We start from the raw sequence: 23,654 nt of genomic DNA, 5'->3' as shown, positions 1-23,654 counted from the left end.
AGCATTAAGGCCTAAGCCGCTTTAATGCCCCGCGCACTACTGTGGGATCACTGGTGCACCAGAAACTTGGCATAGAGGCACGAATGAAAGAACCATAGCTTTTGAGCACAATGCGTTTATCCAACACAGCTACCACGCCTCGGTCATCAATACTACGCAGCAAACGACCAGCACCTTGCGCCATTAGCAATGCAGCATGAGTAGCCGATACCTCCATAAACCCATTTCTGCGTTGTTGGTCGGCATTCTCTTTGCGCGCTTGCAACAGCGGATCATCGGGGCGAGGGAAAGGTATTTTATCAATAATCACCAGAGAGCACGATGATCCAGGAACATCAACACCTTGCCATAGGCTTAGCGTGCCAAACAAACACGTATTTTCTTCCTTACTGAATCTCCTAATCAGTGCCGAAGTAGCATCATCACCCTGGCACAGCACATCAAAAGGTAATCGGGTACGCATTGCCTGGGCTGCTTCTACCGCTGCGCTACGCGAGGAAAATAATCCGAGAGTGCGCCCACCAACTGCCATGATAAGCTCATGGATTTCGTCGAGAGTTTCTGGACTCAACCCATCCCGACCCGGCAGTGGCAAGTGAGTAGGCAAATACAAAATACCTGCTTTTTCTGGGTGGAAAGGCGTGCCAACATCAATACCATCCCATTTCCCAGCAGGCAGCCCCCAATGCGCTGCCATTGCGTTGAAATTACCACCAATGCTCAAGGTTGCGCTGGTCAGAACCACCGTTTTGCGCGCAAAAAGATGGCTGCCCAATAAATCGGATACGGCCAAAGGTGCAATATGTAATACGCTACCTCGACGATCATCATGGCTAACCCATACCACATCACGATCTGGCTCATCAGTGGTGCTGTTCTTGGCAGTTAAAGACTCAAAAGCTCGAGTGAAACAATCACTATGGCTTTGCAACACATTAGCCAGGCTCAAACGCTCTGCATGACGAGTAGGGTGATCCGCTGCCTCATTAGCAGGAGCAGCAGAAATAGTGCGGCAGCATTGGTCAATGCGTTGCCTGAGGGCCTGAGAACTATGCAGCAAAGATGTGGGCAGCGTCAATAAGCGACCAGCCTGGGTGTGCTCTAATTCGGCAGACCATTCTTTGATGACCTCCAAGAGTTTTTCTACCTGTGCGCCCAGTTTTTCTGCGCGTCGAGCGGCCATAGACAAGGCAGTGGCGCTGAGTTCATCAGCGGCAGCAGCAGTGATCCGATCGCTTAGCTCATGTGCCTCATCCAGAACAACCACATCATGTTCGGGTAATACATTGGCGTCGAAAAGCGAATCAATGGCAAGCAGTGAGTGATTAGTCACCACAATATCGACGTCATGCGCGCGCAGGCGTGCCTTTTCCGAGAAACAATCCTGGGAATGGGGGCAGTTTTTGGCTCCGACGCACTCCTGGGCACTCACACTGACTTGTTTCCATACCAGGTCAGAAACACTGATCTCTAAATCTGCGCGATCTCCTGTGTCGGTTTCTGCTGCCCATGTGCGCAGCTCAAGGATTTGTTCGCCCATGTTGCTGAGTTGCTCTGGTTCGATGAGCGACTCAGCTTGCGCCTCGAGATCCTCAGGGGCATGGAGTTTATTGAGGCACACATAGTGTGAACGCCCTTTGATAAGCGCAAAACTAGGGTCGCGGGATAGTTGCGTGCGCAATGCCTCGCGCAGGCGTGGCAGATCCCGATTCACTAATTGGTTTTGTAGGGCAATAGTTGCGGTAGACACCACCACAGTGGAGTTGGTTTCATGCGCGTATTCAATGGCAGGAACCAAATATGCCAATGATTTTCCGGTGCCGGTACCAGCCTGTACTGCCAGGTGGCGCTGGGTGTGAAACGCTTTGCTTACTGCCTGTGCCATAGTATTTTGCCCAGGTCGGGGTGCGCCACCGATAGCGCTTACTGCAGTATCAAGGAGCGCTTGGGTGGTGTGAGCGTAGTCAGTTTCGGAATCAGCCATAGGGCATTACTCAAACCCAAGGAAACGCGTGGTAAGCACTGGATCATCTTTAGACAAGGCGAGTCCTTCCCACGGCAGAGTAATGAGCTGTTCAGCTAAGTATGCGCGGGATTGTTCCAACGTAGGCAGCCCCTCGACGATCTCCCCATCACGAATAAGCGGAATAGTCAGTGGGCGCACATCAAGATTACCTACGCTAGGTAATTCTGCGTCGAATGGGAAGATGAGTTCTTCTACGGCAGTGCCTGTAGCCCGGTGCGCACGAGCAGCGCGTTTTGCCCCACCGACTGTCTTTTTGCCTCGGGAGCGCTTTGCCACTGGGTGCCCGTCTACCTCGACGAGCTTGTATACCATAGCTGCGGTGGGGGCACCAGAACCGGTAACTACTGAGGTACCTACGCCAAAGGAATCTACTGGTTCACCTCGTAATCCAGCAATGGCGTATTCGTCGAGGTCAGAGCTGACCACAATCCGAGTGTTATAAGCGCCAAGGCTGTCTAGTTCTTGGCGCACTTTGCGAGTCATAACCCCAAGATCACCTGAGTCAATGCGAACGGCACCAAGTTCAGTACCGGCAACGGCAATGGCGTTGCGTACCCCTTGGGTGATGTCGAAAGTGTCGATTAGTAAGGTGGTGTCGGTGCCTAGGGTTTTTACTTGGGAGCGGAATGCGGCTTCTTCATTAGGGGTGCCGTCTTCATTGACGTGGAGAAGTGTCCAGGCGTGCGCTGCGGTACCTGAGCTGGGGATACCGTATTTGTGTGCGGCTTGGAGGTTGGAGGTGCCCATGAAACCGGCAAGATATGCTGCTCTTGCAGCGCTTACTGCTGCGTGTTCGTGAGTTCTACGCGAGCCCATTTCTAAGATGGGGCGTCCGTCTGCAGCGGTTACCATGCGGGCTGCGGCAGAGGCGATGGCGGAGTCAGTGTTCATAATAGACAAAATGAGAGTTTCTAAAATGACACATTCGGCAAAGCTACCCCGCACGGTCAGAATAGGGGAGTATGGGAAGTAGAGTTCGCCTTCGCGATAGCCGTCGATATCGCCGGTAAAGCGATAGTTGCTGAGGTAGTCGAGGGTTTTGTCGTCCAAGAAAGTGAGGGAATCGAGTTGTTCTTGGGTGAATTGAAACCGCGAGAGTGCTTCTAAAACTCGAGCGGTACCAGCAACAACCCCATAGCGTCGTTCGTTTTGGAGGCGTCGGGCAAATACCTCAAAGACGCTGGAACGATGAGCCGTGCCGTCGGCAAGCGCTGATTGGAGCATGGTCAGCTCATACATATCAGTCAGAAGGGCTGTTGATTCTTGGACTGTTTCTTTGGTCACAAGCAAGTAGTTTAGACCGCTGAGCCGGAGATAGCCACCATAAGGTTTTCTTAGGGGTTATCACATGATAAAGCGCGGATAACTGTGGCATGATGGGTGGCATGAAATCACAAGAATTGAGCTTTCCGACGGCAAATATGCCCTTGGCTACTCCAGAGCTTGATGAACTGGTCGATATTGACATAGAAACCGCAGAGAACCTGCCGTGGATGTGCATTGTTTGGGATGATCCCGTCAATTTGATGAGCTATGTGACCTATGTGTTCCAAACTGTGCTCGGATATAGCAAAAAACGCGCTATGGAACTGATGATGCAGGTACACACCGAAGGCAAAGCGGTAGTCTCTAGCGGAGAAAAAGATAAAATCGAAGCCGATGTAAAGAAACTGCATACCGCTGGATTATGGGCGACGATGCAGCAGGCAGGATAAAACCAAGCAGGGTAAAGCTATGCAAGACTGGAAGAAGAAGAGATCCCTGGTGCGTGGCGCAAAATATAGTTGCGTGCTAGAGCCAATGGAGCGAGAAGTCCTGGGGGAATTGGCAGCCACAGTAAGCGAAGCACTGATTGCTCGTGCACAATCAGCACCACAAGATGAACTGGCCGAGCTTACCGGCATAATCAGTGGGCATAAAGAAGCCCCGAGTGATCCCGGGCTTGCTCGGTTACTACCAGATTTTGAGCGTGATTGTGATGAGGAGTACGAAGGCGATAATGCTCTGCTGCGCTCTTTACACGAGCATGACATCACGCGCGCTAAATTAGAACACCTGAGAGTTATTGTTGATGCGCTCGGACCTGATGGAGGCGTGCATATCAACATCAGCGAAGAAGAAGCACACGCGTGGCTGGCCGGACTCAATGATATTCGACTTTTCCTCTCTGCCAGCGAAGTACCTACACAAGAGCTTATGCAGCGGGAACAGATTGTGGAATGGCTTGCATATAATCAAGACAGTTTACTCACCGCCATGATGGGGGATATGCCGTGAGTGCGGCTGCCGGTGCAGATAGTCGGCATAGTGCAGAGAGTATAGGCGCCACCAGTGAGGTAGCCGGTATTTATTTCGGGCACACAAGTTTAGGTAGTACAGGGTGTACGGCAGTGGTAGCGCCTGAGTCTGCAATATGTGCAGTTGATGTGCGTGGTGGCGGACCTGGTACGCGTGAGACTGACCTACTGCGTCCAGAAAATACAGTGCAAAGAGTACACGCTGTGTTGTTGTGTGGCGGTTCTGCCTATGGACTAGCAGCAGCTGATGGCGCTACGTGCGCTTTAGAAGAAGCACATATTGGTTTTCCTGTTATCCCTGGTGCGCTCACCACACCTATTGTGCCTATTGTGCCCGCGGCGGTTATTTTTGATTTATTGGTCGGGGATAGTAAAACTCGCCCGCAAGCACAACATGGGTATGACGCGGTGCAGGCAGCTTTGTCCGTAGCAGCTGGTAAACAGGAGCAGGCACTACCAGAACATTCTTGTTTTGGTGCTGGTTGTGGTGCTACCGCAGGAGTGCTGAAAGGTGGGATAGGGATTAGTGCGCGCACAGTTGGTGGTTGGACACTGAGTGCCATTATTGTGGCTAACCCAGTCGGAAGTGTTATCAATCCCACTAGTGGAACCTTGTGGGCAGCTCAGGAATGTGAGTCGGTGCCCGTATGCGAGCAGGTGGACATTAAGCGTTATGCGCAATTAAAACCTTTGGCTAGTAAGTTGAACACCACAATTGGGGTAGTGCTTACCGACGCGCCGCTAACGAACGCGCAGGCAAAGCGTCTAGCAATGGTGGGGCATGACGGTATTGCCATTGCAATTAGACCAGCTCATTCGCCATTAGATGGGGATACATTGTTTTGTATGTCTACAGGTAGTGGGCAGGGTGTATCTGATGAGGATATGTATGCGCTTTCTAGTCAGGTGGCGAGTGTAGTAGCTCAGGCAATTGTGTCGGCGGTGCGCAATGCTCAGCCGGGGTATGAAGTGCCAGCGTATCGAGAGTTGCTCCTGTGAGAAACTATGTTGGCTTTGCGACGTTGAGCTGGTTTATTCGACGGTTTTGTGGTTATGATGAGTGTGCTTTTAGGTTTTTCTCAGCTTTGTGTTTGTGGTTGGGATGGCTTGGAAAGTGTTTTTGTTCTTTTTCCTAGGAGAGAAATAATGTTGTTGAATCGTTTTGCTAAGCGTGCTGCGGCTGTGGTTGCCGTAAGTATGCTTGGTTCGAGTTTTCTAGCCCCCCCCCCTCGGTATTAGCCGGTAGTAGCGGTAGCGACGGCTACCAAAAGACTGTTGATAATGTTCATGGTTCGTGGGGTGGTGCGAACTGTGATACGGGTTCAGTCTGCGTAAAACAAGTGGGGGATGAAAAGCAAGTCACGTGGCAGGTGCAGCTAGCTAAATTAGTATCATCTGATGATCACATCCAAACATCTCGTGGTGCGCAGATCATGATTCCATCCACGGTGAAAGATGTGTCAATTAAGTTGACGCATATGCCAGATGAATCTCCACAGGAGACTGAGGACTATGATCCTGTGCAGGAGGTGGATTATCAGGTTCCGATTGTTGATTCAATGGAGGAAGTGCCTGATGATGAAACATACTATATAGCGTCGTTTGTGAAGAACCCTTATGGTTCGTTGAGTGAAGTTAAGGATTCTGTTGCGACGTATGGTGTGGATCCTTCTACTTTTGAGAACCAACCTGATTGGGATTTCTATCAAGCTGGGTTGCTAGGAAACGGTATTTACACCTTTGAGGTCACCGGTACTGTGAAAGCAGTTGGTGCAGATACTTATGTTCCGATTCGGGCTGAGAATATGTTGTGGAAGTGCGGATTTGAGGGTGTTACCCCTGGTAGCGCGGAGGAAGAATGCCAGAACCTAAAAGAGAAAGTGGAGTTTCGTACTGGCGAGTTACCTCCTGTGACAACTGCTGAGCAGTCTGAGGAAACGCGTAACAAGATTGTCGAACTATATAAGAAGCAGGGGAAAGTTGATGGTTTGACTGGTGTTGGTGCGTGTGCGGTAACGCAGAATACGGATCGTTTTGACACTATTGGTAGTGATATTGAGGATGCTGCCGAGGGGAAACATCATGCTTATCGAAATAAGTTTAACCTTTACTTACTTCCTCAGGTGAATTTTTATGGTTCGCTCAATGGTGATGAGGATAATTGTGACCAGGGTTTCCAGCACATTACGTTGTGCCCTGATGAGGAGACTGAGGTGCCATCTAGTGAGGAGCCTGTAGAGTCTGAAGAGCCTACTCCTTCTGAGGATCCTGAAAAGGTTGGTCCTGCTAAGCCTTCTAAAGAATCTGAGGAGCCTACCGCTAGCGAGGAATCTGGGGAGTCTGAGGGGCCTACATCTTCTAAGAAATCACAGGAGCCTGGAGAACCTATTTCTAGTGAAGAATCTGTTTCTTCTGAGAGTAAGTTTGTACCATCTGCTCAATCTGAGCAGCATAAACCTGCCGATTCTAAGCCTGCACCTAAGACCGTTATCGCTGAAAGTGTGAAGGATAACGTCGCTAAGCAGGCTAAGACTGTAGCGAAGAAAGACCGTCCTAAAGTTACTACGGGTGGTCATCTGCGCGTAGCGTAATTTTTGTTTCTTAAGATGTTTAAGAGTCCTGGCACCATTGGTGCTAGGACTTTCTGTGTTTCTTGGGTTATGATGGGAAACGCTTTTAGGTTTTTCTCAGCTTTGTGTGGTTGAGGGGAATCTGGAAAGTGTTTTTTGTTCTTTTCCTAGGAGAATAGAGGAAATAATGTTGTTGAATCGTTTTGCTAAGCGTGCTGCGGCAGTAGTTGCCGTAAGTATGCTTGGTGCGGGTTTTCTAGCCCCCCCCCCTCAGTATTAGCCGCTGGCAGCGGTACTGGTACTTATAGCGGTGGTGGCGGCAGCTCCCGGGTTGGCGGTGCTGATAATGTTCATGGTGCATGGGGTGGTGCGAACTGTGACACTGGTTCAACCTGTGTGAAACAAGTAGGGGACGAAACACAGGTCACCTGGCAAGTGCAATTATCACCTGTGGTGATGTCTGAAGATCACATCCAAGCCTCTCGTGGTGCGCAAATTATGATCCCATCCACGGTGAAGGATGTGTCGATTAAGCTGACGCATATGCCTAATGTGCAATGGCATAGAGGTGTTGCCGCTCAGGGAGAAGATCCTGAGAAAACTTATTGGGAAGATTTGGATGGTAATCCGTTACCTGAAGAAAATATCATTTCATCAAGTAATGATAGTTATGTTCTTACCAAGGCAGTGGACTATCAGGTTCCGATTGTTGATTCGATAGCAGAGCTTACTGATAATGACACGTATAAGGTGTCGTCGTTTGTGAAGAATCCTCATGGTTCTTTAGCTGATGATGAAAAGGGAAGGTATGGTGTTCAGCGCTCTTCTTTTGCTGATCAGCCTGATTGGGATTTCTACCAAATCGGCTTGAACGCGCTGGGTGTATTCACTTTCGAGGTCACCGGTACTGTGGAAGCGGTTGGCGAGGATACCTACATTCCGATTCGTGCAGAGAATACACTATGGAAGTGTTCTTCTGAGGGCGGTGGACCTGGTAGCACTGAAGAGGGGTGCCAATCCTTGAAGGATTACGAGTGGGGTCGTACTGGTGAATTACCTCCTGTGTCTATCCCAATGATTCCTGAAGATGAGTCTGCATCTTCAGCTCGTAAAGCAGAGATTGAGCAGCGCAACAAAGAAATCGCTTTGGAGAATGAAAAGATTGCTGCTTTGTATGCTGAACAGGGCACGAAGCATGGTTTAACTGGTGTGGGAACCTGTGCTGTTACTCGTAACACTGATCGTTTCGACACGATTAGCAATGATATTGAGTCTGGTGGTGATCGCTACCGGCAGTATGCGAAGACTTTTAATCTTTACTTGAATCCTGCCGTGAATTATTATGGTTCATTGCTTGGAGCTGAGGATAACTGCGACCAGGGCTTCCAGCATATTACTCTTTGTCCTGATGAGGAGACTGAGGTGCCGCCTAGCAAGGAGCCTGTAGAGTCTGAGGAACCAACGCCTTCCGACGAAGAGGAGGTTGATCCTGCTAAGCCTTCTAAGGAAACTGAAGAACCAACTGATTCTGAGGAACCTGAGCAGTCTGAGGAGCCAACTCCAAGTGAGGAAACTCAGGAGCCAACTCCTTCTGAAGAACCACAGGAGCCTGAACAGGAGAAACCTGTGAAGCCAGCTGAGTATCCTGAGGAGCGTGAGGAGCCTAAGATTCCTGTTGTTCCGCCAACTCTTCCTGACACAGACACCGAGGTTGAGCAGGGTGAGGTTGTTACCACCGTGGTAGAGCCTGAGGATAAGGAAGAACCTGCTGAATCTAAGCCTGCACCTAAGACCGTTATCTCTGAAAGTGTAAAGGGTAACGTCGCTAAGCAGGCTAAGACTGTAGCGAAGAAAGACCGTCCTAAAGTTACTACTGGCGGTCACCTACGCGTAGCGTAATTTTTTATCCCACCCATTGAGCTAAGGTTTTTCTACCTATCTCAGGGGTGGGTTTCTTCTATACATTTATACATTTCTATACATGCTCTATGCATGCGTGTGGATACGGTGCCAAAATTTCGCACGTGCTACAGAAAAGTTGCTCAAGTGGGTAGAATGGTCGTGATGAACTCGCCATTTTTTCAGCAAGTGCCACAGCATAATCTGCAGCACACCCCGCAGCCGCAACCAGGGCGGAAGCCAGCGCGTCGGGGGTGGGCATCTCGTTTTCATACTGCCACAGCACTGTCGTATGCCGTGGGTTTTCCCATCATCATGTGCATGGTTTTTTTCTTCGGCAAACTCATGAATAACAATGCCATCATTGCTGCATTTGGCATTCGACCGTTAGATTTTTCGGCGATCTGGCATATTTTCACCGCCCCATTTATCCATATTGATATTGCCCATTTGATCTCTAATCTCAGCGTCGGGGTGGTGTTGTGTTGGTGTATTGGACTATCAGGGCACCGAGTGTTTCTTGAAGTCACCGCAATTGTATGCCTCATATCGGGTCTTGGTACTTGGTTCCTTGGCGGGGTAGGCACAGTCCATGTTGGTGCGTCTGGAATAATTTATGGCTGGTTGCTATATCTCATTGTGCGCGGCTTTTTTAATCGTAGTTTTTCTCAATCCGTCATGGGTTTTGTTTTGATCCTGCTCTACAGTGGGCTTATGTGGGGTGTTTTACCTGGTACTCAAGGCGTGAGTTGGCAAGCACACTTCTTTGGTGCCCTAGGCGGACTGTGCGCTGGCGCTATTCTTACTTCCGACGATCCACCTGCGCGCAAAGCACAACGAACCACACAAGGATCAACACAGCGAGGGTATGGTGAGTTGCGATGAGTACGGCACAAGGCAAGCAACAACTCGCTATTACTGCCCAGGCCCCAATCGGTATTTTTGACTCTGGTGTGGGTGGGTTGACCGTCGCCCGTACTATCATGGAGCAGCTACCTCATGAGTCTGTTATCTACATCGGGGATACTGCGCATTCTCCCTATGGCTCAAAGCCTATTGCGCAGGTGCGAGAGCTTTCTCTAAAAATTGCTGATGAGCTGGTGCGACGCGGCTGCAAAATGATTGTCATTGCGTGCAATACTGCTACCTCGGCAGCTTTGCGTGACGTTCGTGAGCGCCATAATATACCGGTGCTGGGGGTTATTTCGCCGGCTGTTCGTCGTGCGGTATCCACAACTCGCAATGGTAAAGTGGGAGTAATTGGCACCGAAGGCACAATCAACTCTGGTGCGTATCAAGAGCTTTTTTCGGTAAACCCGCAAGTGGAGTGTTTTGTGCAGGCGTGCCCACGCTTTGTGGATTTTGTGGAACGTGGTATTACCGCAGGTAGGCAGATTCTTGGGGTGGCACAAGCCTATGTGGAACCCCTCCAAGCCGCAGGCGTGGATACGCTCGTTCTTGGCTGTACGCACTATCCTTTGCTCTCTGGTGTTATCCAGTTGGCCATTGGCGATCATGTGACCTTGGTGTCTAGTGCGGAAGAAACCGCCAAAGATGTTATGCGCACTTTAACGCAACACGATATGCTTGCTTCAGCGGCATCTGAGCCACCAATGCGAAGTTTCGGCTCCACTGGTGACCCAGAACTTTTTGCTCACTTGGCTTCACGCTTTTTATCACCTCACGTTATGAACATAGAACAGCTTGGTAATATGTAACGCGACTAGCGTTGAAACTAGATAGCAACAGTAGTCCACAAGGGAAGGTGCGATGATGAAGATAACTGTCTTAGGTAGTTCTGGCAGTGTCGGGCAGCCAGGCAACCCTGCTTCAGGGTATCTCATTCGTACTGAGGGCAATCCCGCTATTCTTATGGATCTTGGACCTGGTGTGTTCGCAAAATTGCAGCAAGTTCATGCCCCCAGTGATGCGCATATCATTTTCAGCCATTTGCACGCTGACCATTGCCTAGATTTTCCCAGCCTCATGGTATGGCGGCGCTTTCACCCCCATGCTTCGGCACAGCGCAAACACATATGTTTAGGTCCCGAAGATAGCCCCACTCATTTAGGGCGATTAAGTAGTGATAGCGTTGACGACGTTGATGATATGTCTGATACTTTCGAGTTCAGCCCGTGGCAGCTGGGAAAACCAGAGCTTATCGACGATTTCTCCCTCACACCATTTCGCGCTATTCACCCCATAGACTCCTATTGCATTCGCCTGCAACACCGCAGCAGCGGAAAAATCATCGCCTACTCAGGTGATACTGCGTATACTGAACAACTCATTGAATGTGCCAAAGAAGCAGATGTGTTTTTCTGCGAGGCGACCTGGGGCGCAACTGGTGAGGGCAAAGCTCCCAATATGCATCTCAGCGGTAAAGAAGCTGGTGAAATCGCACGCCTAGCTGGCGCAAAGCGTTTGGTTCTCGTGCATATCCCACCGTGGTGTGATCCGCAAGAAAGCCTCGACGCTGCTCGCAAAGAATTCGACGGTCCGGTTGAACTGGGGATAAGCGGCTACGAACTAGAGCTCTAGGAACGTATGCTGAGTGTGTCCCCGCACTAGGGTAGGCTGGCAGCATGACTGATTCTCATACTTTTAGCCGTGCCGACGGGCGTCGCCCAGATCAAATGCGAACCGTGAAAATTACCCGAGGGTTTACCACCAACCCTGCTGGTAGTGTGCTCGTGGAGTTTGGTAACACGCGTGTCATGTGTACCGCGTCAGTAGAGTATGGCGTTCCTCGCTTTAAGCAAGATTCCGGCGAAGGCTGGCTCACTGCAGAATACTCCATGCTACCTGCGGCAACGCACGAGCGAATGCCACGCGAATCCATGAAAGGCAAAGTAAAAGGACGCACTCACGAGATTTCCAGACTCATCGGTCGCAGTCTCCGTGCCGCTGTTGATCTGCGCGAACTAGGGGAAAACACCATCAACATCGACTGTGATGTCCTCCAAGCTGATGGCGGCACTCGCACCGCTTCCATCACCGGTGCTTATGTCGCGCTTGCCGACGCCATCTCTCATCTTAAAGCAGCAGGTGTAGTGCCTGGTGAGCCACTCCTCGAGCCACTGGCAGCGGTATCAGTGGGCTTAATCGACGGCACAGTATGCCTTGACTTGCCTTATGAAGAAGATTCCCGAGCCGAAGTAGACATGAACGTTGTCATGACACAAAGCGGTGAATTTGTGGAAATTCAAGGTACTGGTGAGCACAATACCTTTACTCGGGCGCAGCTAACGGAATTGCTTGATTATGCCCAAAAAGGATGCGAAGAACTTATTGCTGCGCAAAAAGCAGCCTTGGGAATTGACTAGGTATAAGCACGAAGCAATAGAACAATGAGGAAAGAATTGTGCAGATTCTATTAGCGTCGAATAACAAAAAGAAACTTATTGAGCTGCAAAATATCATTGATGGTGCAGGCATTAACGGAGTAACAGTAGTTCCACTATCACACGTTGCCAGCTATCCAGAACCCAAAGAAGACGGCAGCAGTTTTGCCGAAAACGCGCTCATCAAAGCACGTGCAGGGGTGGCACACACTGGTCTGATCAGTGTTGCAGATGATTCTGGTTTAGAAGTGGCTGCCTTGAATGCAATGCCTGGTATTTTGTCCGCGCGGTGGTCAGGGGCAGGGCATACAGACGAGTCCAATAATGCTTTACTTTTGGATCAGTTAGCTGATGTTCCAGATGAGCGTCGACAAGCTGCTTTTGTTTCGGTATGTGCTTTGGTCACTCCTGATGGTGCAGAGCACGTGGTGGAAGGACGCTGGGAAGGGCGAATTTTACGCGAAGAATCTGGTGAAAATGGCTTTGGCTATGACCCACTTTTTGTGCCAGCAGAAGAGGACGCTGCGGGCACCCAGCGCAGTTCAGCTCAACTCAGTAGCGAGGAGAAGAATGAAATATCGCACCGAGGGCGAGCATTGCGCCAACTCATTCCGATAATCCAAAAGCTAGCGCAGCAGGAGATAAGTGCAGACTAGATGCCTAGCTGTCTAGCTGAAACGTCTGGGTGATTTCTTTGCGGCGTGAATGCTCCACGAAGAAAGATAAAAATGGGATTGTGCCAGCGATTGCGGTGATCAGCCATTTGGTTGGCTGCCACCGTGCAATGGTACCTAGATTGAGTGTGGTGACCAGATAGATCATATACAAACCACCGTGAACCTGGGCTACATATTTTGTCCATGTGGGTAAGTCCATATGGAAAATATATTCAGCAATCATGCGCGCTACGAGAATGAGCAAAAAGATACCAGTGCACCAAGCAGCAATGGAAAAGAAAGAGAGTGCTTGGCGGACACGGCGCTTGCGTTCAGGGTGAATCTGATGAGTCATGTTGAGTGCTCCTTGAAAACTGGATATGAGGTGATTAGGTTCCGCTACTATGACCACGACGCGGCTTATTCAACGCATTAAACTCTTCGACGCTGAGCTGTTGGCGCTGAGGCAATAACTCAGTAAAACGGTCATCGGCTTCATCGCCTGACTTGCGACGGGCTAGGGTAGTCGCTGCAGTAGAGTCATGCTCCGTAGACTCCTGCTCATCTTGGATATCTTGCTGATAACGGATATTTTCGTACTCAACAAACTTGCGATAAGCGTAGACAAAAAATGCGCCGAAGAAAGGCCACTGTAGGGCGTAGCCAAGATTTTGGAAGGTGCCAGAACCAGAGCGAAAACGAGTCCATTGCCACCATGCCAAGAAAATAGTGGCAGTAACAAGCACCATAAGGAACAGCAGATGCCATAGTCGCACCTTAAACCGCCGTGGTGGCACTGAATCGCTATCGCTAGGGTATGCAGAACTCACGAAAGACAAGTCTACTCTTAATTTAGAAAAGAGCTGTACTGGGTGCTGCTGAGTTATATCAAAATGGTTTGACCTCAGTCGTTCGGCGCTCTCCACGTAGCTGGAGGGTCAATGGCTGAGATCGATGAAACAAGCATATTGTTATTTTGCAGTTTGGTCAATGCTTTTTATCAAAATTTTTTGCTTTGATTTTTCTCAACTTTCATAGACTTACAATCTGCTTTTCTCTAAGAAAACCCTTATGACGTGTGCATTAGTAAAACTTATGGAAATGCGGTAGACTTTCTGCTCATGCGCCTGTGGCGGAATTGGCAGACGCGCTGGATTTAGGTTCCAGTGCCTTAGGGCGTGAGAGTTCAAGTCTCTCCAGGCGCACAATAAAAAGGTTGCTCAATATCTCGTTGAGCAACCTTTGGGGGTTAAGGGGTAAAAGGGGATAAATAAGGGGCAATGGGTAAAGCTGTGGAATATGTAGGGCATGAGAGCGCGTTGGGGTATGAGAATGCTGATCATTTTCCCTGTTGAGCGCATTGACGGGGGTAATACTTAGGTGGAAGAAACAAAATATATGACACTTTCCTCATGTTTTGGCAAAATGTTTCATATGGAAAACCTTTTGTGGTGTTTGCTCCACATGTCGTACTCGTGTGCTAACAATGGGGAACTCAGCATGAATCTGCTGGATCACAAAGGGGAACTAAACTAAGTAGCAGCATAAGATATTTATGTGCGCTCAACGTTCAATAGGAGAACAATATCGTGGCAACTTCTAAGATAACCGAATTGGTCGATAGCTCTTGGAATTATCGCTTGATAGACACTTTTGTCCAGCACCCATATGCACTTGTATTTGCTGGTCAAGGTGTTCCGTGGTTGGGTACCCTAGCGCAGTGCTTAGCCCAGGGCGCAGATAAAGAACTCTCGGAAATCGTCGAAAGTGCACATGAATTATTAGCTCCCGTTGCTGGAGAATTGCTCAGGATACGACCACATGGTTTTCAACCAATCCAATGGGCATGGCGTACCCAAGAACAGGAACATCATGTGCCCGACTATGTGAATCATGCGGCCAGTAGCGTACCAGGTATTTATCTGAGTCAGATTGCACTTCTTTCCCTCTTGGAAGCACAAGGTCTGCCGAGCGCCCAAGCGGTCAGTGTATTGGGTCATTCGCAGGGAGTATTGGCGGTTTATGCCTATGAACAGCCAGAACGCAAAGCAGAAATTTTAGCAATCGCCCAGCTTATTGGAGCTGCGATCACCCGCAGAGCACAACAAACGGGATTAGTGCAGGTAGGCAGTGCTGTACCTATGATCGCTGTCGACGGGATCTCTCGGACACAGCTAGTGCACGCTATCGAAGAAAGTTGTGCACACACTGACCAGCAGATACGTCCTGTCATTGGGCTATGCAATGGGCGCAAAAAATATGTAATAGTAGGTCGACCAAAAGACAATGAGAAGGTCATTGCCTACCTAGCGCAGTATGGGGAGCAGTACACAGTTAAGCCAAAAATCACTCCCTTGAATATCTCCGCTGGGTTTCATCACCCAGCAATGCTTGAGGGAGTTGAGCAAGTAGTAGCCTGGGCTAAGCACATAGGCGTTGATTACGAACTTGCTCGTCAAGCAGCACAAGCGGTGATGTTCACCCCTGTTGATTGGCAGCAGACCGTCGAGCATGCTCAGCGTCAAGGCATCCGGTGGTTCCTCGACGTAGGACCTGATACCGGGGTAGAGAAAATCACCAATGCGTTGTTGATTGGCACAGGTGCCCGCTCCTTATGTGTGAGCACAGAAAAAGGACAACAGCAGCTTTTCGACGTAGGTGCCGCACCACACGTAGCTCAACCCTACAGTAACTTTTTGCCACGACTTGTCCGTGACGATGAAAGCACCGAGGTTCGTCTGGCAACGAAATTCACCGAACTTACTGGTTGTAGCCCCATCCTATTAGCTGGCATGACCCCGACAACGGTGGACCCAGAAATTGTTGCCGCTGCCGCCAATGCTGGACATTGGGCAGAGCTTGCTGGTGGCGGTCAAGTAACTCCGGAAATAGCGCAACACAATCTGGAAAAATTAACCCAGCTTCTACAACCCGGAGTGAATGCACAATTCAACTCCATGTTCTTAGATCCAAAACTATGGCAACTACATATCGCTGGAAAAGCACTCATCCCTAAAGCCAGAGCTCAAGGAAAACCAATTAACGGAATCGTCATTAGCGCTGGTATTCCAGATAAAGATGAAGCAGTGGCACTCCTGCGTGATTTAAGAGCACGAGGCTTTTCTTGGATAGCATTTAAGCCTGGTGCAATAACACAAATTCAGCAGGTCATTGCGATTGCCAAAGCCACCCCAGAACTACCTATTATCATGCAGGTCGAAGGTGGTAAAGCAGGTGGTCACCACTCATGGGAAGACCTAGACGATCTACTCCTGGCTACATATAACGATATTCGAGAACAAGAAAACCTCATTCTTTGCGTCGGAGGCGGTATCGGCACACCAGAACAAGCAACCCACTATCTCACCGGCGAGTGGGCTAAGAAGTATGAGTTTCCCGCCATGCCAGTAGACGGCATTCTTCTTGGTACCGCTGCTATGGCAACAAAAGAAGCAAAAACAAGCCACAGCGTAAAAGAATTACTGGTCGCTACCCAAGGCAGTGATACATGGGTTCGTCCAGGGCAATCACGAGGCGGAATGACCTCTGGGCGCTCCCAACTTGGTGCTGACATCCACGAAATAGACAATTCCTTTGCCAAAGCAGGACGCTTGCTTGATGAGCTTGCAGGCGACGCAGAAAGCATTGCTCAAAGAAAAGCAGAGATCATTGCTGCAATCAATAAAACTGCTAAACCTTATTTTGGTGACCTCGACTCCATGACCTATGCCCAATGGCTTGAGCGTTATCTCGAACTCTCCGGCCCCCAAGCAGGAACAAACACATGGCAGGATCACAGCTGGTTCACTCGCTTTAGCCACATGATTGACCGCACCCAATCGCGGCTTAGCGACGTCGATCATGGCAGTTTTACAGCTGCAATAACCCTTAGCACTGACGATGATCCACGAGATATCGTCGAAAAGCTCACAGCAATGTATGACACCACGCATACTTTGCACCCTGCGGATCGCGCCTGGTTCTTGCAGCTTGCCCGGTCAGCAGGAAAACCAGTGAACTTTGTGCCAATCATTGACAAAGATGTGCGTGGTTGGTGGCGATCTGACTCACTGTGGCAATCCCACGATGATCGCTATGATGCTGATCAAGTAGCGATTATCCCAGGAATTGCCGCGGTTTCTGGAATCACACAACTCAATGAGCCAGTAGCTGAATTATTTGCACGCTTTAATCGCAATACAATTCAAGCCCTAGAACAACAAGGCGTAGCTCCTCAGCAGCAAGAAACCACAATCCTCGAGCGGATTATCCATGCAACAGGCACCTATTGGGCTGGACGACATATGCCCTCCCTTACTGCTCTTATCGGTGCTCCAGATACTTGGCGCATTGATAACACAGCCCAGGAGGCTTATCACGCTGGAACCGGCGCACAATTGACCACAGAAGACGCAGAGCACGCACTCCTTCGTATTCCACTGCACCGCCCAAGCCAGGTAAACGCTCAACAGGCTACGCCAGAGCTAGAAATTCGCCTTGAGCTATTAGCAACCAGCCCACGAAATGCAGTTCCAGTTGTTACCACTACTGACGCTGAGCAAGCAATGGATGAGCTTATCCGAATTGCTGCCGGCGGTACCCTCGGTGAGGTTGATACACAGACCGGGCACGTGCATTGGCGTGCCACTTTCGACGACACCACACGCGCTGACTACCACAATGTACTAGCTTCCTGTTTGCCACATTCACTCAGTCCAGCAACCACTGCTCCTGATGCGCTCGTAGGTTTAGCATGGCCGGCAATTTTCGCCGCAGTGAAAGAAGCACACATACCAGGGAAAACAGATGCACGAGTTTCAGAAGGAATGTTGTCACTCGTCCATCTAGAACACCGCATAGAAATGTGTCAACAAGTACCAACACAGCACAGCAATATCGACGTATCTGCTCATGTTGAACACGTAGCAGATACTGCTTTGGGGCGGTTAATAGAAGTTCGTGCTGAACTTACTGTTGGCAAAAATAATAAAGATGATAACGACAGTGAAGGTCGCAAAGACCACCAAGACGGACAAGAAAGCCAAGAACAAGAAACAGTAGCAAGGCTCACAGAACGCTTTATTGTGCGTGGTCGTAAAGGAAAACACGCATTACCTGAAGAAGAAAAAACCACGCACCAGGTACAGACCCCGCGTGCTGTGCGTGCCCATGCAGTGCTAAACGCACCAAGTTCTATGGCACCTTTTGCCGCGGTATCTGGCGACCACAATCCCATACATGTCAGCGATATTGCAGCTCGCCTAGCTGGATTACCTCAAGGCGTTATTGTGCACGGTATGTGGACCTCGGCGATTGCCCAATTAGTAGCAACCTCAGGCGATAGTGAACATGGCACTGCACCAGCACAGATACGGGAGTACAAGAGCACTATGCTGGCACCAATTCTGCCAGGGCAGCAGCTCGAAGTAGAGGTATATCGCGTGGGATTCGATACTCGCCCCGGATACGGTGAGATACGCGAAATCACCATCACAGTAGACAATGGGGAGAAAATAGTTCTCAAAGCCACCGCCATCATGGCAGCCCCCAAGACCATGTATGTGTTCCCTGGGCAAGGCATCCAATCCCAAGGTATGGGTATGGCAGCGCGCCAAGAATCAGCAGCAGCGCGTGCCCTATGGGATCAAGCAGATCACTACACACGCACACGGCTTGGCTTCTCTGTGCTAGAAATTGTGCAGAATAATCCGCACGAGGTGATCGTCGACGGCGAAAAATTTGCGCACCCTCAAGGCGTGTTGTTCCTAACCCAATTTACCCAGGTGGCAATGGCTACCTTAGCGATTGCACAGGTGGCGCAATTACGCGAGGCTCAGGTGCTTGATGAACAAGCGTGTTTTGCTGGTCATTCCGTTGGTGAATACAATGCGCTTGCTGCCTATGCGCAGGTTATTCCTCTTGAGGCAATTCTTGCCATTGTGTATCGTCGAGGGCTTACTATGCACCGACTGGTGGAAAGAGATGCAGCTGGTAATTCTAATTTTGGGCTGGCTGCGTTGCGACCACACAAGATGGGGTTAAATGCCGCAGAAGTATTTGATTACGTGCGTGGTATTGCCGCTGAATCTGGTGAGTTTTTAGAGATCGTTAACTATAACGTCGCTGGTCGACAATACGCCGTGGCAGGAACCTACCGTGGTCTGAAAATTTTAGAAGAAAAAACCCAACAACGAGCACCTGGCGAACGCGCATTTATCCTTATCCCTGGTATTGATGTGCCGTTCCACTCCAGCCATTTGCTTGGGGGCGTAGATGATTTCCGAGAACACCTCGACCAGCTAATTCCCGCAGATCTTGACCTCTCAGTCCTAGTAGATCGGTATATTCCTAACTTGGTGGCGCGTCCTTTCGCACTCAGTAAAGAGTTCGTAGCCGCCATACTCGATGTTGTTGATTCCCCCATCCTGGCAGAGGTACATAAGCATTTCGACGCACACCTGAGCAACCCCACTGCCTTAGGGCGACTCATACTCATTGAGCTTTTAGCATGGCAATTTGCCTCACCAGTGCGCTGGATTGAGACTCAAGAACTCGTCATGCGTGCCCCGGAACAAGGTGGGCTAGGTATCGAACACTACATTGAAGTAGGCGTGGGATCAGCACCAACACTTGCCAACTTAATGGGGCAGACGCTTAGCCTGCCTGAGCATAGCGTCGAAAAGCCAGAGTTAGAAGTGCTCAATGTAGAACGAGATCAGCTGCGCATCTTTGCCAAAGATGAACAACTACGCGTGATAGAAGATACAACACCCCACGATGACACTGCTGAAACAGCACACAACATTGCACAAGAACCTAGTGCTTATGCCCAGGTAGTTCCGCAAGCAGAGTCCGCGCCTGCTGCACCAGCGTCACCACCAGCTGATATTGAATTTAGTATTTCCGATGCGACGCGTATGCTCGTAGCACTATGGACAAAAGTGCGTCCTGAACAAATAACAGCAGCTGACTCTATTGAGACGCTCGTCGAAGGCGTATCATCTCGACGCAACCAGCTGCTCCTAGACCTCGGCGTGGAGTTTAATCTTGGCGCTATCGACGGTGCAGCTGACGCTCCACTAGATGAGCTTGCTCAGACAGTGACGAGCATGGCAAAAGGCTATCAACCATTTGGTTCTGTGCTCGGCGATGCAATTTCTGATGCATTGCGCAGACTCACCGGACCTGCTTCACAACGTCCCCACTACATTGCAGAGCGTATCAGCACAGTGTGGCAATTAGGACAAGGGTGGATAGACAATGTTCATGCAGAACTAACCATAGCCACGCGCGAAGGCGCGTCATTGCGCGGTGGCGAATTAGCTACGTTACTACCAGTTGCTCCGAAGAACACCCAAGAACTAGACCAGCTTATCGACGCAGCGATCAACACTATCGCTGTTCGCCTTGGGGTAAGCGTCGCACCAGCAACTGCACCTGCCACAAACAGCGCCCATGAGGTTATTTCCACCGAGGCACTATCTGCCATAACCGGCGACAAAGGAGTATTAGCACACACTGCACGTACATTATTGCGTGCACTAGGATTAACCGATCCCAGTGCAGCACAGTCCGAAGTCCACGACCGCACGCAAGATGAGGAAAATGCCCAGCTCTATGCGGCTGTTACACAAGAACTTGGTACGGATTGGATACGACAAACCCAACCATGTTTCCAACCTGAGAAAGCAGTTCAACTAGACGACAGGTGGGCATCAGCACGAGAAGATATCAGCCGCGTTGCCCTTGGTGAATTAGCAGCATCTGCCGTGGATATTACCGGTGCTGGAAAAGCTGCCGCAGCACAAGCAGCATATTTTGGTTTGCATGAGCTAGCTGCCCAAGCTCAAGATACCCAAGCATTACCCCACAGTGAAGACGTTGCCGTGGTCACTGGTGCATCGCCGTACTCCATTGCTGCAGCAGTAGTAGCGCAGTTGCTTGCCCAAGGCGCAACAGTGATTGCGACAACATCTTCGCTTAGCCATGAGCGCATGGATTTCTACAAGCAGCTTTATCGAGAAAATGCACGTGGCTCAGCGTGTTTATGGGTTGTTCCTGCCAACATTGCTTCTTATCGTGATATTGATGCGCTTGCCCAATGGATTGGCACACAGCAACGCCACACCGTCAATGGCAGTTCGCAGCTGATTAAGCCAGCCTTATACCCAACACTACTATTCCCATTTGCAGCCCCAAAGGTACATGGCACCCTCGCAGATGCAGGGCCACAAGCAGAATCACAAATGCGCGTGTTGCTCTGGGGAGTTGAGCGGCTTATTGCACAATTGGCAGCACTAGGTGCAGACACAAATGTGCATGGCACGCTCCACATTGTGCTACCGGGTTCACCTAATCGTGGCAAGTTCGGTGGCGATGGAGCTTATGGTGAAGCCAAAGCAGCTCTCGACGCTCTCGTGCAGCGCTGGCACGCAGAACCATTATGGCGTGAGCGTACGTTGATAGCGCATATTCTCATTGGTTGGGTACGTGGTACAGGTCTTATGGCGGGCAACGATCCGCTGGTCGCGGCAGTAGAAGCTCAAGGAGTGCGCACATATAGTACCGATGAAATGGCGCGCAATATCATGGACAATGTTACTGCCCAGGCGCGTACCCAGGCAGCCACCATGCCAATAGTTGCTGACTACACTGGTGGATTGGCAGAAAAAGACATAGACCTAGCAGGTCTAGCTCAGAAAATGCGTAGTGCATCCAATGGAACAGACACCCAGGATGCTCACGAGGAACACAATACGCAGTCACGACTGTTGCCTGCATTGCCTAATATGGCTAAATTCGACATGGTTCGTCCAGATTTCTCTGGACAAGTAACGCAGTCTCTCGACGATATGATCGTGATTGTTGGGGCTGGGGAACTAGGACCGTGGGGTTCATCGCGGACGCGCTTTGAGGCAGAAATGAGCGGGGAACTCAGTGCAGCTGGTGTTGCAGAACTGGCGTGGTCTATGGGGCTTATCCATTGGGATACTAACCCCGAACCTGGTTGGTATGACCGCAACGACGAGTACATTGCAGAAAGTGACATTTATCCTCGGTTCCGTGAGGAAGTATTAGGTCGAGTAGGGGTGCGCCAATACCATGATGATGGTGATATGGTGTCGAACCTTGCCCCAGAATTGACCACAATCTATCTTGATCAGGATCTATCGTTTAGCGTTTCTACTGAGGAAGAAGCCTACAGCTTTGTCAATTCTGCGCCTGAGTCGACTCAGGTTGTGTATGAAGCAGATACTGATGAATGGCGTGTGACGAGAAAAGCGGGTTCTGCTGTCCAGGTGCCGCGTCGTATGGCAATGAGTCGATTTGTTGGTGGGCAGATTCCAGAAGGTTTTGACCCAGCAGTCTATGGCATACCAGCGGATATGATTGATAATCTGGATCGGTTAGCCGTATGGAACCTTGTGTGTACCGTCGATGCGTTTTTATCCTCCGGTTTTAGCCCGGCAGAATTATTAGCTCATGTACACCCTGGCGCAGTGTCATCTACTCAAGGCACCGGCTTAGGCGGTACCAGCGCAATGCACTCGCTTTATATCGATGGACTATTGGGCAACGCACGGCAAAATGACATTCTGCAAGAGGCATTACCCAATGTTATCGCAGCTCATGTCATGCAATCCTACATTGGTGGCTATGGTCAAATGGTACACCCGACGGCAGCCTGCGCTACCGCAGCAGTATCCCTTGAAGAAGCCGTAGATAAAATTGCACTTGGCAAGTCTGATTTTGTCGTCGCTGGTGGTTTTGATGATCTCTCTGTGGAAGGAATCACTGGCTTTGGTGATATGGCAGCAACGGCTGACTCCCAACAGTTACGCGATAAAGGTATCCCAGACCGCTATTTTTCCCGCGCCAATGATCGCAGACGAGCTGGTTTCATTGAATCAGCTGGTGGAGGCACGATATTGGTAGCGAGGGCACGGCTTGCAGCACAATTGGGACTTCCTGTTTTAGGAGTCATTGCTTATGCGGAATCCTTTGCCGATGGTGCACACACATCAATCCCAGCACCAGGTTTGGGAGCATTAGGTGCAGCACGTGGTGGGCAGCAATCGCGGCTATATCGTGGGCTTGCCCAGTTGGGAGTTCACCCAGATGATATAACGATAGTGTCCAAGCATGACACCTCTACCACGGCAAATGACCCTAATGAGTCGCAATTGCACGAGCGACTTGCCCGAGCACTAGGCAGAAGCGAAGGCAATCCGCTTTATGTGATTTCGCAAAAAACTGTGACCGGTCATGCCAAAGGTGGTGCCGCCGCATTCCAAGCAATCGGTCTGACACAAGTGCTTAACTCGGCGCTTGTCCCAGCAAATTATAGTTTGGATTGCGTCGATCCAGTGCTGGCAGAGTACGAGCACTTGGTATGGTTGCGTCAACCACTCAATTTAGCCCACAACCCACCAAAAGCCGGTTTGCTTACTTCTCTTGGTTTCGGTCACGTCTCTGCATTAGTAGCAATTGTGCATGCGGAGGCATTCTATGAAGCACTAAGGCAAGAACAAGGGGAAACAGCAGCAACGCGGCACTATGAGCAGGCACAACAACGGCTTTATGCTGGTTATTTGCGGATATTATCTGCGATGTATGGTGGTGCTGCGCTCTATGAACGTCCAGTTAACCGTAATCTTGGTGCTGTTGCCAGCACCGGGACACCGTCGCATAAAACACAACAATATGAAAGTGAAATGCTATTGAGCACGCGTACCCGCTTGCAAGATGGTGTGCTGCGTGCACAGCCATAGGGAACCAATAGGAGTACAACCTAGGGACATAAGGGAAATATAAGAGCAAGAAAAAGAAGACGGATAAAAGCGTGTGCTGTGTAAGCACAC

15 protein-coding genes and 1 tRNA gene are annotated in these 23,654 nt (G+C 50.1%); 12 read left to right on the top strand and 4 right to left on the bottom strand.

Annotation, left to right across the window (positions count from 1 at the left end):
- Positions 1 to 4 precede the first annotated feature (4 nt).
- Positions 5 to 1,984 carry an ATP-dependent DNA helicase gene (locus EML15_RS03295; protein ID WP_144273384.1) on the bottom strand — a complete coding sequence of 660 codons (1,980 nt, stop codon included), beginning with the start codon at positions 1,982 to 1,984 and terminating at the stop codon, positions 5 to 7.
- Positions 1,985 to 1,990: 6 nt separating this feature from the next.
- Entirely contained in the window at positions 1,991 to 3,310 is a 1,320-nt protein-coding gene (locus EML15_RS03290; protein ID WP_255455976.1) for a nicotinate phosphoribosyltransferase, read from the bottom strand.
- A gap of 101 nt (positions 3,311 to 3,411) precedes the next feature.
- Between EML15_RS03290 and clpS the strand changes: the two genes are divergently transcribed.
- The 10 genes from clpS (at position 3,412) to rdgB (ending at position 12,792) form a co-directional block, all read left to right on the top strand.
- Positions 3,412 to 3,741: an ATP-dependent Clp protease adapter ClpS gene (clpS, locus tag EML15_RS03285; RefSeq protein WP_185967152.1), complete on the top strand. Its 330-nt coding sequence runs from the start codon at positions 3,412 to 3,414 to the stop codon at positions 3,739 to 3,741.
- A 19-nt stretch (positions 3,742 to 3,760) separates the two neighbouring features.
- The gene (locus tag EML15_RS03280) at positions 3,761 to 4,303 is read left to right on the top strand and encodes a DUF2017 domain-containing protein (RefSeq protein ID WP_144273383.1); all 543 of its coding nucleotides are present in this window, start codon (positions 3,761 to 3,763) and stop codon (positions 4,301 to 4,303) included.
- A gap of 41 nt (positions 4,304 to 4,344) precedes the next feature.
- Positions 4,345 to 5,322, top strand: a complete 978-nt coding sequence (locus EML15_RS03275; protein WP_144273486.1) for a P1 family peptidase — start codon at positions 4,345 to 4,347, stop codon at positions 5,320 to 5,322.
- A gap of 341 nt (positions 5,323 to 5,663) precedes the next feature.
- The gene (locus tag EML15_RS03270; RefSeq protein WP_144273382.1) at positions 5,664 to 6,914 is read left to right on the top strand and encodes a hypothetical protein; all 1,251 of its coding nucleotides are present in this window, start codon (positions 5,664 to 5,666) and stop codon (positions 6,912 to 6,914) included.
- 375 nt (positions 6,915 to 7,289) lie between these two features.
- Complete coding sequence (locus EML15_RS03265) at positions 7,290 to 8,792, top strand: hypothetical protein (protein ID WP_144273381.1); 1,503 nt, start codon at positions 7,290 to 7,292, stop codon at positions 8,790 to 8,792.
- Positions 8,793 to 8,957: 165 nt separating this feature from the next.
- Positions 8,958 to 9,677, top strand: a complete 720-nt coding sequence (locus EML15_RS03260) for a rhomboid family intramembrane serine protease (protein WP_246858066.1) — start codon at positions 8,958 to 8,960, stop codon at positions 9,675 to 9,677.
- Positions 9,674 to 10,510: a glutamate racemase gene (murI, locus tag EML15_RS03255; protein ID WP_144273379.1), complete on the top strand. Its 837-nt coding sequence runs from the start codon at positions 9,674 to 9,676 to the stop codon at positions 10,508 to 10,510. Before EML15_RS03260 ends, murI begins: the two co-directional genes overlap by 4 nt.
- Before the next feature lie 55 nt (positions 10,511 to 10,565).
- Positions 10,566 to 11,333: an MBL fold metallo-hydrolase gene (locus EML15_RS03250; protein ID WP_144273485.1), complete on the top strand. Its 768-nt coding sequence runs from the start codon at positions 10,566 to 10,568 to the stop codon at positions 11,331 to 11,333.
- 44 nt (positions 11,334 to 11,377) lie between these two features.
- Positions 11,378 to 12,118 (top strand): ribonuclease PH, encoded by a 741-nt coding sequence (gene rph, locus EML15_RS03245; RefSeq protein WP_144273378.1) that lies wholly within the window; start codon positions 11,378 to 11,380, stop codon positions 12,116 to 12,118.
- A 38-nt stretch (positions 12,119 to 12,156) separates the two neighbouring features.
- Positions 12,157 to 12,792: an RdgB/HAM1 family non-canonical purine NTP pyrophosphatase gene (gene rdgB, locus EML15_RS03240; RefSeq protein WP_144273377.1), complete on the top strand. Its 636-nt coding sequence runs from the start codon at positions 12,157 to 12,159 to the stop codon at positions 12,790 to 12,792.
- 4 nt (positions 12,793 to 12,796) lie between these two features.
- On the opposite strand, the gene EML15_RS03235 is transcribed toward rdgB, so the two are convergent.
- Positions 12,797 to 13,147 (bottom strand): DUF3817 domain-containing protein, encoded by a 351-nt coding sequence (locus EML15_RS03235; protein WP_144273376.1) that lies wholly within the window; start codon positions 13,145 to 13,147, stop codon positions 12,797 to 12,799.
- Between the two features lie 34 nt (positions 13,148 to 13,181).
- Positions 13,182 to 13,541, bottom strand: a complete 360-nt coding sequence (locus tag EML15_RS03230; protein ID WP_246847006.1) for a hypothetical protein — start codon at positions 13,539 to 13,541, stop codon at positions 13,182 to 13,184.
- Between the two features lie 374 nt (positions 13,542 to 13,915).
- Here EML15_RS03230 and EML15_RS03225 point away from each other — a divergent pair.
- Both EML15_RS03225 and EML15_RS03220 read left to right on the top strand, forming a co-directional pair.
- A tRNA-Leu gene (locus tag EML15_RS03225) sits at positions 13,916 to 13,997 on the top strand.
- 384 nt (positions 13,998 to 14,381) lie between these two features.
- Positions 14,382 to 23,564 carry a type I polyketide synthase gene (locus EML15_RS03220; RefSeq protein ID WP_255455975.1) on the top strand — a complete coding sequence of 3,061 codons (9,183 nt, stop codon included), beginning with the start codon at positions 14,382 to 14,384 and terminating at the stop codon, positions 23,562 to 23,564.
- Positions 23,565 to 23,654: the final 90 nt, after the last annotated feature.

Origin of the sequence: Corynebacterium sp. sy017, assembly GCF_017918135.1 — a bacterium.
In the GTDB taxonomy this organism is placed as follows: Bacteria; Actinomycetota; Actinomycetes; order Mycobacteriales; family Mycobacteriaceae; genus Corynebacterium.
Note: the sequence above shows the minus strand (reverse complement) of the source record. Positions and strands in the feature narration are given on the sequence as shown.